General features: G+C 66.7%; 5 protein-coding genes and 2 pseudogenes. 3 read left to right on the forward strand and 4 right to left on the reverse strand.

The features are described 5' to 3' along the window. The first annotated feature begins 156 nt into the window (after nucleotides 1–156). The 3 genes and pseudogenes from HCK04_RS39260 to HCK04_RS39270 form a co-directional block, all read left to right on the forward strand. Nucleotides 157–6252 carry a DNRLRE domain-containing protein gene (locus HCK04_RS39260; protein WP_205831260.1) on the forward strand — a complete coding sequence of 2032 codons (6096 nt, stop codon included), beginning with the start codon at nucleotides 157–159 and terminating at the stop codon, nucleotides 6250–6252. Then, nucleotides 6252–6821 carry a suppressor of fused domain protein gene (locus HCK04_RS39265; RefSeq protein WP_142652601.1) on the forward strand — a complete coding sequence of 190 codons (570 nt, stop codon included), beginning with the start codon at nucleotides 6252–6254 and terminating at the stop codon, nucleotides 6819–6821. The genes HCK04_RS39260 and HCK04_RS39265 overlap by 1 nt, the downstream gene beginning before the upstream one ends. 671 nt (nucleotides 6822–7492) lie before the next feature. Continuing rightward, nucleotides 7493–7822: pseudogene (locus HCK04_RS39270) on the forward strand (IS1634 family transposase); the annotation flags it as partial. A 166-nt stretch (nucleotides 7823–7988) separates the two neighbouring features. On the opposite strand, the gene HCK04_RS39275 reads toward HCK04_RS39270, so the two are convergent. The 4 genes and pseudogenes from HCK04_RS39275 to HCK04_RS39290 all read right to left on the reverse strand — a co-directional run. Further along, nucleotides 7989–9110 carry an IS630 family transposase gene (locus HCK04_RS39275; protein WP_168066627.1) on the reverse strand — a complete coding sequence of 374 codons (1122 nt, stop codon included), beginning with the start codon at nucleotides 9108–9110 and terminating at the stop codon, nucleotides 7989–7991. 91 nt (nucleotides 9111–9201) lie between these two features. Beyond that, entirely contained in the window at nucleotides 9202–10593 is a 1392-nt protein-coding gene (locus tag HCK04_RS39280; protein ID WP_142652603.1) for an XRE family transcriptional regulator, read from the reverse strand. A gap of 60 nt (nucleotides 10594–10653) precedes the next feature. After that, the gene (locus HCK04_RS39285) at nucleotides 10654–11523 is read right to left on the reverse strand and encodes an aminoglycoside phosphotransferase family protein (protein ID WP_142652604.1); all 870 of its coding nucleotides are present in this window, start codon (nucleotides 11521–11523) and stop codon (nucleotides 10654–10656) included. After that, nucleotides 11520–11865 (reverse strand): annotated as a pseudogene (locus tag HCK04_RS39290) (hypothetical protein); the annotation flags it as partial. The pseudogene HCK04_RS39290 and the gene HCK04_RS39285, both read right to left, overlap by 4 nt.

The raw sequence follows: 11865 nt of genomic DNA on the forward strand, positions 1-11865 counted from the left end.
GCCGGCAGCTCCGCCGGCGTCACCTCCGGCAACGATGCCCCCGCCGTCGTTCCGGCCGGGAAGCTGAGCGACGGGTGGCACATCCGCTGGCGGGCCCGCGCCACCAACACCGGCGCCTCCGCCTCCTCGGCCTGGTCGGCCTGGCAAACCACAACCGTGAACGTGCCGGACCCGCTGGTGGACCAGTTCCAGGTCACCCCATCGCAAGTGCTGTCGGGGGAGACGGTCACCTCCACCCTCACTCCCGCGCTGGCCGCCCGGGTCACCACACCCGACGCGGGGGCGTCGCGAGTGGAGTTCGAGCTGGAGCACGACCCGGCCGACACCGCCCATGGCACCGGCAGCATCTGGACCATCGGCAACACGCAGACGGGAACGGCCAAGTCCGCGGCGGCTGGTGCCGCCCCCGCCGCGAACGCACCAGCCTCGAAAGCACCGACCGCGGATGCGCCGGTGGCGCAGGTGCAGGACGACGCGCGCATCCGCGCGTCGGTTGAGGCGAAGCGGTCGGGTAAGCCGGTCGAGGTGGCGGGGTTGACCTCGGCGACGAGTTCGACTGTGGCCAATCCGGATGGCAAGACGTTCACCACGACGGTCAGCACCCGTTCGGCCAGGGTTGAGCGGGACGGGGCGTGGGTGCCGATCGACACCAGTCTGGTGGACAAGGACGGCGCCTTGGTGCCGAAGGCCGGGCCCTCGGTGAAGGTGTCTGCCGGTGGTGGCGGGCCCTTCGCGACTGTGGCCGATGAAGCGGGCAACTCCATCGAGTTGAGTTGGCCGGCCCCGTTGCCCAAGCCGACGGTCGAGCGGAACAAGGCCCGCTATGCCGATGCGGCCGGGCCGGGTGCCGATCTGGTGGTGACCGTGCTGCCCGGTGGTGTCCGTCACGACATCGAGCTGCGTGAACGCCCCACCACCCAGCTCAACTACCGCATCAACGTGAAGACCACCGGGTGGAAGCTGCAGCAGGACGGCCAGGGCCGGCTCACGCTGACCGACAGCGCGGGCAAGCTGGTCGCGCCGGTGGCTCAGCCGGTGATGTACCCCAAGCCCACCCATGGCGGGAAGGCGAACAACGCCCAGGCCGGTACGAACGCGAAGGCGGATGCCAAGGCTAAAGCCAAGGATTGGCGTCGGCGCACGGGCCGTATCGCTACCCGCCTGCGCAGTGAGGGCGATCACCAGGTGCTGGAGCTGGCCCCGGACGCGTCCTTCCTGGCCGACCCCACACTCTCCTACCCGGTGACCGTCGACCCGACAGTGGACCTTTCCCTGCAAGCCGACACCTACGTCATCGACTGGGATCGCAGCTATTCCGGCGTGGACGACGAGACGCTCGATGTCGGTGTGGGAGAGCTTGATACAGGAGGGGTCGGTATCGGGCGTGGATACCTGCAGTTCGACACCTCACTCCTCGCCGGTGCGACGGTGACGCAGGCAAATCTGTCGCTGACCGACTGGTACGCACCTCAGTGCGGGCCGTTCGGCTCCGGCATCCAGGTCAGAAGGGTCACCTCCGCCTGGGACCCCTACACCGTCACCTGGAACAGCCAGCCGAATGCAACCAGCGAGGACGCCGTAGCCCGCCAGGACGCCTACGACTACGACCTGTGTGGCGACGGAAGGGCAGGGATGCCGGTTACGTGGGATGTCACCGGCATCGCCCAGGACTGGGCCGCCGGTCAGCCCCGATACGGCCTGCAGATGCGAGCTGTGGACGAGAGCGCGGACAATGACTGGCGCATGTACGCCTCCTCCGAGTTCGCCGACGCTGCTCCTGACTACGGGCAACAGGCGCCGGAACTGACCGTCACCTACACGCTGCCGTCGTCCCTCACGGTCGGCAACCTGTCGATCACCCCGTCTGCCGGCGGCGCGGTATCGTCGCTGACCCCGACCCTGCACGCCACCGTCTCCGGCTCCGCCGGCGGGAGCCTGAGGGCCGACTACGAGATCGAACACGACCCCGCCTACACCGCAGAAGGCACCGGTCAGATCTGGGCGGGCAGCTCCGCCGGCGTCACCTCCGGCAACGATGCCCCCGCGGTGGTCCCGGCCGGGAAACTGAGCGACGGCTGGCACATCCGCTGGCGGGTCCGCGCCACCAATACCGGCACCTCTACCTCCTCGGCCTGGTCGGCCTGGTCGGCTGCCACCATCAGGGCGGCGCAGGACCCGGTGGTCGACAACGTTGCCTCCGGCACCCAGGCCACCCTCACCGTTCCCGCCGGGAAGCTTGGCAACGGGTGGAAGGTCCGCTGGCGCGCCCGCGCGGTCGCCGCCGGCTCCAACACCTCCGCCTGGTCCGGCTGGCAGGCCCTGACAGTGAAGGTCCCAGCCGCCACCGTCTCCCAGCTGCAGATCACCCCCGCCCAGACGACCGACGGGCACACGGTGGTGTCGTCGCTGACGCCGCAGCTGCTGGCCACCGTCACCGACGCCTACGGGCAGCCGCTTCGGGCAGAGTTCGAACTCGAACATGACCCTGCCGACACCGCCCATGGCACCGGCCAGATCTGGACCGCCGCGGTCGACAACCTCGCCTCCGGCGCTCAAGCGTCGGTTACCGTCCCGGGCGGGAAACTCAACAACGCGTGGGGAATCCGCTGGCGTGTCCGGGCGGTCAACACCGCCACCCAGGTGACCTCCGCCTGGTCGGACTGGCAGTCGGCCACCGTCGATATCGGCAATGTCCCGTCTGAGCCGGCGGTGAGCACGCTACAGGTCGCTCCTTCCCAGGTCATCGACGGCACCACAGTGACCTCGTCGCTGACCCCGCAACTGCTCGCCCAGGTCACCAACCCCGTCGGCGGCACCATGCGGGCAGAGTTCGAGCTCGAACACGACCCCGCCGACACCGAGCACGGCACCGGCCAGATCTGGACCACCGCCGTCAACGACGTCCCCGCAGGCACCCAAGCGGCGGTCACCGTCCCGGCCGACAAGCTGAGCGAGGGCTGGCTGGTGCGCTGGCGCACCCGCGCCGTCGCCGGCGAGGCCGCCTCGGCCTGGTCGGACTGGCAGACCATACGCGTCGACCAGCCCGACCCGGTGCTGGGCACCCTGCAGGTCACCCCGTCCGAGGTCGTGGGCGGCAAGACGGTCAGCTCGTCGCTGACCCCGCAACTGCTCGCCCAGGTCACCGACCCCGCAGGCGGGAAGGTGCGGGCCGAGTTCGAGCTGGAGCACGACCCCGCCGCACCCGAAGGCCAGGGCAACGGGCAGATCTGGACCACCGCGGTCGACGACGTGACCTCCGGCACGCAGGCGACCGTAACCGTCCCCGACGGCAAGCTCTCCGACGGGTGGCTGGTGCGCTGGCGCGCCCGCGCCGTCACCAGCGGCGGAACCTCCGCCTGGTCCGGCTGGCAGCAGCTGACCGTGACCGACGGCTCGCTCATCCCTGTCATCGACAACCCCCGCACCCGCCCCGCCAACAACGGCACGACGACCACGCTGACTCCCGCCCTGCTGGCCACCGTCAGCTCAGACCAAGGCGGGCAGCTCGGCGCTGAGTTCGAAGTTGAACACGACCCCGCCGACACCCAGCACGGCACCGGCCAGATCTGGACCACTTCGGTCAATGGCGTGACCTCCGGCAACGACGCCACCGCCACCATTCCCACCGGCGCCCTCAGCAATGGCTGGAAGGTCCGCTGGCACGCCCGCGCTGTCAAAAACGGCATCACCTCGGACTGGACGGCCTGGCAATCGGTCACCGTCAGCGTCCCCAGCCACTACGACACCACCTTCGAGTACGACCGCGACGGACAGCTCATCAAGCAGACCGACGCCAATGGCAACATCCGCACCTTCACCTACGATCTGCTCGGCCGCCGCACCGCATCCCATGACCCCGACGCGGGCGATTCGCAGCAGGCCTACGACGACGCCGGCCGCCTGAAGTGGTCAACCAACGGCAAGGGCCAGAAGGTCTCCTACTCCTATGACGACATCGGCCGGCAGACCGCCCTCTGGTCCGGGGAAGAGAAGACTGGCACCAAGCTGGCCGAATGGGTCTACGACACGGCCACCAACGGCAAGGGACAGGTGACGTCCGGCACCCGGTACGTCGGCGGCAACGCCTACGTGGACACGATCACCGGCTATGACGCGATGAGCCGGCCCACCGGCTCCACGCTGACCATCCCCTCCTTCGAAGGGCTGCTGGCCGGCACCTACACCTTCGCCACCACCTACACCACCACCGGTCAGGTGGCCACCTACACCATGCCCGCCGCCGGGGGCCTCCCCGCCGAGACCGTCACCTCCACCTACACCGACCTGGACCTCCCCTCCCGGATGACCAGTGGTCTGGGCGGAGGGTTCACCTACGTCGACTCCACCACCTACTCCGACACCGGACGCTTGACCGATCGCGCTTACGGAGCGGGCGGGAAGATCAAGAGGCACCTGAACTGGGACCCGAAGACCGGGTGGGTCACGAACGTCACCACCACGACCAAGGCCGACACCAGCGCCCCCGTGAAGGCGCAGGACGACCGTTACGAATACGACATCTCCGGCGAGATCACCAAGATCCTCGACGCCGCCGCGGCCAGCGGCGGCAGCACCGGCCAGTATGAATGCTTCACCTACGATGGCCTGCACCGCCTGTCTCAGGCATGGACCACCACAGCCACCGCTTGCGGCACCGGCACGGACACCGCCGACAACCAGGGCATCGACCCCTACGCCCAGTCCTACGCCTACGACGGCGTGGGCAACCTCACCAGCCTGACCTCAGGCGATCAGGCCGCCATCTACGACTACCCCCAGCCTGGGACCGATGCGGTCCGGCCGAACGCGGTCACCTCCATCACCAGGTCCGGCGGCACCGACACCTACGCCTACGACAAGGCGGGTCAGCTCACCTCCCGCACCGTCAGCGGTAAGGCCGGCGCCTTCTCCTGGAACGAGCTCGGCCAGCTGGACAAGGCCACCATCGACGGCCAGGACACCACCATGGTGTACGACGCCGACGGCGACCGACTGATCCGCCGGGACCCCGGCGGCAAGACCACCCTCTACCTCGGCTCCATGGAGATCGAGGTCAACGGCAGCGCCATCACCGGCAAGCGCTACTACACCACCCCCGACGGCGCCACCATCGCCATGCGCACCGGCGGCGACGGCGTCACCTGGCTCATGTCCGGCCTGCACGGCTCCACCCAGCTCGCCGTCGACGACACCACCGGCAAGGTCTCCCGCGAACGTTACCTGCCCTTCGGACAGCACCGCGGCGCCGACGACCTCCCCTTCACCGACCACGGCTTCCTCGGCAAGGTCGAAGACGACTCCACCGGCCTTGACTACCTGTCCGCCCGCTACTACGACCCGATCATCGGCAAGTTCATCTCCACCGACCCCCTGCTCTCGTTGAGCGACCCACAGTGGGCCAACCCCTACAGCTACGCCGGTGACAACCCCATCGGGCTGTCCGACCCCACGGGACTGAGACCTCTCGATTACGCCTTCTCGCAGAACGGCGGGGACCAGGGATGGCAGGAAGATATAAACGCCCGTAAGCACCACCGGAGAAGGAAACAGTACAAAACGTATGCTCCGGCATATGCTGGCCACGAGGCTGGCTACTGCAATGCCAACTGCAAGAAGGACGTCAAGAATCACACCCTCGACAAGCAGATTGCAAAGGCGAGAGAAGACGCTAGGAAGAGGGAGCAGCGCAGGGCTCTGCTGAAGGACAGGGAAGGAGTCCAGCCCGCCGGAATCCTCGGTGAGGGTGAAGACACCGATGCCGTGCTCTTCATGCTAGGAGTCGGGTACGTCACCGGCGGCGCAGGGGACGCCCTCATAGCCGAGGCGGCAGCCGGTGCCGAAGTAGCAGCAGGGGCCGAGGTGGCAGCGGAGGAGGGCGCTGCGGCGGCTACCGCTGCAACGCGGCCAACCCAACCGTATGCTAGATCCCTCTACGGTGGCAGGAAGACTACAGACAACCCCGTGGCCAACAAACTGAGAACCGAAAACGATGGAAAGGTATGCCCTGGTAGTGCATGCGACGGTGAGATTCAGAGGGCGGGAACTAAGCACGCTCCTTCTCCCCAGCATGAGCCCCCCCTGGTGAAGCATTACTATGAACATGGGGGGCATGCGATGACTCAAGAGGAGCGGGAGGCGTATGCTGCCAGCGAAGGTGCTTTCGATGGAACTCAGTGCTTGAAGTGTCAGCGATCCGAAGGTGGGGTCCTGCGCCGCTACTCAATTAAGATGAAAAAGAAGTACGGGCTATAATGGCGAACGGTAACCTCAACTCGTTTCCCGACGATGTGGCAGCCTTCTTTGGCGATCGCCCAATTCGAGCAATCAAGACGTTTCCAGGACCAATCAGCACCGTAATTCCGGAGTTTCAGGTTCTGGAGGTGGCTCCAAGGCGAACGGGTGATGCGTGGATATACATCTCCGATGGCGCCCGATCAATTCCTGGATTTGAGGGGGAGATATTAGAGTTCGTCCTTATGGCGCCATATAGGGATGATGTGAATGCCGAAATTCTGGCGATGGTTTCTCATTTCCATGCAGATCCCCGATATCTGGTACACGAAGGGCGCGTCCTGAATATTGGTCGGCCGTGGCTTTCGGGATCCCATCTTTCGTCTTTATTTGTTTCGCTCCCCTACCCTTTCGGTCCTCGATTCGAATATATCCAGAATGCCGAAGACGGTGTTCGCATACTTTGGCTCCTCCCAATCACCGAGAGCGAGGCACGCTTGATAGCAACTCGGGGAATTGAAGAATTTGAACGGCGAATGGAATCGAAGGCTGTGGATATTTTGGATCCGAAGAGGGAGTCGATCGTATAAGTCAAGCCCTGCAGGTAAGCCCTTCGATAACCTGATTCTTGACCGTCGGAGACCTTCGCCCCAGTGCACAACAGGGGTGCGCCCGTTTGAGCCTGGCCAACTCTGACCTGTCCGGCGGTCTAAAGCAGGAACATGACGAAACCGCCATGGTCGGACTGGCGAACCGCCACCGTCAACGCCGGGAACATCCCCTCCGAGCCCGGTGCTGGGCACTCTGCAGGTAACCCCGTCCGAGACCGTTGGCGGCAAGACGGTCAGCTCGTCGCTGACCCCGCAACTGCTCGCCCAGGTCACCGACCCCGCAGGCGGGAAGGTGCGGGCGGAGTTCGAGCTGGAGCACGACCCCGCCGCACCCGAAGGCCAGGGCAACGGGCAGATCTGGACCACCGCGGTCGACGACGTGACCTCCGGCACGCAGGCGACCGTAACCGTCCCCCACGGCAAGCTGTCCGACGGGTGGCTGGTGCGCTGGCGCGCCCGCGCCGTCACCAGCGGCGGAACCTCCGCCTGGTCCGGCTGGCAGCAGCTGACCGTGACCGACGGCTCGCTCATCCCTGTCATCGACAACCCCCGCACCCGCCCCGCCAACAACGGCACGACGACCACGCTGACTCCCGCCCTGCTGGCCACCGTCAGCTCAGACCAAGGCGGCCAGCTCGGCGCCCATCACCGCCGAGTTCGTCATCAGCTCCTACCGCCGGCTGTTCGAGATCGAAAAGTCCTTCCGGATGAGCAAGCACGACCTCAAAGCCCGGCCGATCTACCACCACAAACGCGAGTCCATCGACGCGCACCTGACGATCGTGTTCGCCGCCTTAGCGGTCGGCCGGTGGATCGAAGCACGGACCGGATGGTCGATCAAGAAGTTCGTTCGCACCGCCCGCCGCTACCGCACCGTCCGGATCCAAGCCAGCAACCACGTCCTGACCGCCGCCGACCCCCTGCCCGCCGACCTACGCGACGCCCTCAAGCAGATCCGCAGCCCCGAAGGTGCGCACTAAATTGAGCCAACTCAGGTCACAACGAGTCGCTCTGGCACCTGCGTCTCAACCGAGGACGGAGCGTGGTCCCTCACTGATATTGCTTCAATCTCACCATATGCTATTCAAGGGGCATGTAATCGTCGCTAGTGCTGTGACCGGAAACGATCAACGGGTTGGGCGGTCGTCAGGCCACGGCTGAGAGCGGTCGGCCACCCCAGCGGATGCCTTTCTCGCTGCGAACTCGGGCGCGTTCGCGGCGCTGGGCGGCCAGGACGTCGGGGTGGCGGGCGTTGGCGTTGCGCCAGCGCAGGTAGGCATGCAAAGCCCGGGTCTGGACCGTGTGGTTGGCATGGTCGGAGTTGGCGATGGTGAACTGCCGCAAGGGTCCGAAGTGCGCCTCGATCGGGTTGGCCCAGGAGGCGTAGGTCGGGGTGAAACACAGCTCGACCTTGTTCTTCTTCGCCCAGGCCAGAATGCGCCAGTTCTTGTGCGCCGACAGGTTGTCCAGGATGACGTAGATGGGTCCGCCGTCGGGGCGGGCGGCCCGGATGGAGCGCAGCGCGGCCCAGGTGTGGTCGATGCCCTTGCGGCGCCGGACCACGCCCCACAGCAGGTCGTCGCCGACGGAGTAGCAGCCGTGGAAGTAGGTGATGCCGTGGGTGCGGTGGTAGGTGGCCGGTAGCCGGTCCGGCCGGCCCTGCTTGGCCCACCCGGACCCGTGGGCAGGGCGGATGCCCAGCGGGCCGAACTCATCGAAGGCGAAGGTCCGCTCCGGGCGCTGGGTCAGCGCGTACTCGATGCGGTCCAGCTTGGCGTCGAAGTCGGGGTCAGGGGAGTCCTTCCAGGTCTTGGTGCGCTGGAAGGTGACCCCATGCCGGGCCAGCAGAGCACGTAATGCCTCCCGGCCGATCCGGAGGGCCCGGCCGGCAAGAGTCTGCAGGTATGCGGCGAGTTTCCGGATGGACCACCGGGTGAACGGCTGCCCGAGCCGGGCCGGTCGCGTGGTGGCCGTCTGAACGACGAAGGCTTCCTCATCGTCACTGAGCAGGCGGGGACGGCCTCCCGCCCACCGAGGGTCCAGGCAGGCCAGCCCGATCTCGTTGAAGCGGTGAATGACATCGCGAACGGTGTCTTCATCGGCCTGCACCAGGCGGGCGATCACCGGGACGGTGTTACCTCCGGCCGAGGCCAGCACGATCATCGCCCGCCTGTACCGCACCGAGCTGGTGCTACCCCGGCGCACGATCCGCTGCAGCTTCTGCCCTTCCTGATCCATCAGTCTTCGCACCCTGACCGGTTCTGCCACCGCGCCTCCTCGCGCCGATCGGACCTGTACGGCACATCCAATCGGCGCGACGGACTACACGCGAACCCGGTGATCGTTTCCGGTCACAGCACTAGAAGGAAGTAGGAAGCATCCGGGTGGCGGTCTCCGTTGAGAAGACTTCGATCCTCTCCGCCAAGGCACCCGCCTCATGTGATGTGATAGGCGCAAGAGAGGCACAAACGTGCACCATACGCTTGACCAGGCCCTCCACGCGTCTGTCTGGCTGTAGGGCGAAGACAGGAGACAGTGCATCGGCTGCTCCGTCGATGGCGCCGCTCAGGAGACGGGCGGCGGCCAGGTCGACGCAGGCGCTCGCTTCGGCGGCGTACCAACGCTGCTCGGCAGGCGCCGCTCGGTAGAGGCTGAGCGCTCGTTCGCACTCTGTCTCGGCTTCTTGCGCCAGGCCCGCGTTCAGGTAGGCGGATCCGGCGCAGAAGGCTTCGCGGGCCTCGTCGAACCCGAACTCGCCGCCCACGCCTTCGTGCAACTCCCCCTGCGGTCCTCGAGCGTCCCGAGCGGCAAGGATCGCGTTGCGAGTGCCGTCGCTGTCGCCGAGAAGGGCGGACGCTCGGGCGGCGATGCTGAGCAGCCGAACACGAGTCGTACCGGCGGGAGCGATGGCCAGCCCCCGCTCCACCAACCGGAGCGCCTGAGCCGGGCGACCGGCCCAGAACTCCACGCATGCCAGCAGCCCATCGGCCCACGCCGACAGTTCGTTGTGGCCGATGACCTCTCCGTAGACGCGGGCGGCCCTGGCCTGCTCCGCCGCGGCGTACGGATAGCCGAGGTCGAAGCTCGCGCTGCCCAGCAGGCCGCAGAGCTGCCCGACCGCGAGGTACAGCTTGTGCTGCTGCCTTGGGTTCCGCGTTCGCTCCAACAGTCGGTACGTACGGTTGCGCACCCGGGTCAGCTCTCCGAAGAGCGGCAGCGGCGGCGCATGCACGTATGCACGGGCCAGGCGGATGATGTCGTCGCTGAGCTGCTCCAGTGCGTTAGGTCCGACGGCTGCGGCCTCTATCTCTGCGGCGTGGTCGCTGGATTCGCTGGCGGCACTCATGATCACTTCTCGTTCCGTCGCGGGGACCGACGTCTTCACACCCGGCGTGTAGTCGGTGGCGAAGCCGAGCTCTACCGGGCTCGTCCGAAAGAGCCGGCACAGCAGGTCGAGGTAGTCCGCGCCCGGCCGGTGCCCGCTCTCCCAGTCAAGCCAGGATCGCTTGGTCAGGCCGCGCGCGCCAAGCCCCTGGTCTTCGCACAACCGGTGCAGGGCTTGGACGGCCTTCTCCGCGCTGTTCCACCCATGAGCTAGCCGGAAGCACTTGAGCGGATGGTGTCCGCAGCACTGACCGATTTCGGCAGCGATCGCGTGCAGTACTGCGACCGGTGGAGGATCGGTCGCCTGAAGAAGCCGGAGCATGCGGATGCGCTGGGCGCACTCGACGTCGTGTCCATGCCTGGCCATCTCGGGGCCCTCCCAAGCAAGGTCGGCTTCAACGGTACGTCACCGTTCATGAGCGCGCAGCTACTCGTATGGGGTCCACCGGCCCAGGCGGGCATCGCGCAGGTTGTCGATCCTTCTGCTGATCTCGCGTGCGATGGACGGACGGTTCGACAGGGCTGGCAGCGCCCCGGTCAGCATCGTCAGCTCCCTGGCCTGCCGGAGCAGTGAGAAGGACTTCGCGGTCATGACGTCGAACCCGTACGAGCCCAGGAACTCCTCAACAGAGGGATGGCCGAAACGCAGGCCGTTGACCACCGTGGGCACCAAGTCCCATTCGAGCGGCCCATGGCACATCTGGTCGAGATCGCACAGCACGACCTCATCACCGTGCCAGAGCAGGTTGCCCGCCCATGCGTCGCCGTGAATGAGTCCGTACGGCAGACGGTAAGAGGTGGAGGGCAACTCCCTGTCCAGACGGTCGCACCATCGCAGGAGGAACTCGCGATCGCGGTCAGCGAGCATGCCGACAGCCAGCTGCAGATTGGCGCGCGCGTCTGATACCGGGTCCCACGGTGGGAGCGGGAAGGGCGGCAGCTCCTTGTGTAGCCGGCGCAGCAGCGGCGCGAGCCGTACGACGGATGGAACCTGACGGTGTTGCGGGAGGTACTGCCAGAAGGTGGCGACGGCACCATCCATGACGACGGCCTCCGGGACGTCCTTATGGACACGCACCGACGGAAACCCGACGTCTTCGAGCCAGTGCGCCATGCGGATCGCCCGCCGGGCCTTGGCCGCAGTGTCGACGGACGCGATGCGGACGACGGCGTTGGCCCGAGGGAGGTAGTAGACGGCGTTCGCGCAGATACGAATCAGACTGGCCCCGCGAGAGTCGACTCCGGCAGCGTGACAGAGCGCAGACACGATGCCGTCCCCCGAGAGCACAGCCGTCATCGTGCCAGCTCTCTTCTCGACCCGAGAGCGTGGAACCCCTCGATGCGCTCGACCAATGCGCGCGCGTACGAACACCCGCGAAACTGCGGCTCGGCGCTCACCCAGCGGCGTACTCCCTGCAGGCGCTGGGCGAGACCGTCGATGCGCTGATACTCGGGCAGGACCAGGACGTTGGCCACAACAGCCGTCGCGGCCTCCAGATCCCCCTTCAGAAGGTGTCCCACAGTGAGGTCCGTGTAGGCGATCGCCTCGTTCCCGTACGCACGGAGGTGGGCTGGCCCTGTTCGATACAGGGAGACGGCCTGGTCCGCGTAGGCGATGGCTGCGTCGGCGTGGCGCAGG

Origin of the sequence: Microbispora sp. CL1-1, assembly GCF_012034195.1 — a bacterium.
Classification (GTDB): domain Bacteria; phylum Actinomycetota; class Actinomycetes; order Streptosporangiales; family Streptosporangiaceae; genus Microbispora.

Bases quoted from the DNA above. Each gene is read 5' to 3' on its own strand.
- HCK04_RS39265 (WP_142652601.1), top strand. From the start codon at position 6,252: ATGGCGAACGGTAACCTCAACTCGTTTCCCGACGATGTGGCAGCCTTC.
- HCK04_RS39280 (WP_142652603.1), bottom strand. From the start codon at position 10,593: ATGGCCAGGCATGGACACGACGTCGAGTGCGCCCAGCGCATCCGCATG.
- HCK04_RS39285 (WP_142652604.1), bottom strand. From the start codon at position 11,523: ATGACGGCTGTGCTCTCGGGGGACGGCATCGTGTCTGCGCTCTGTCAC.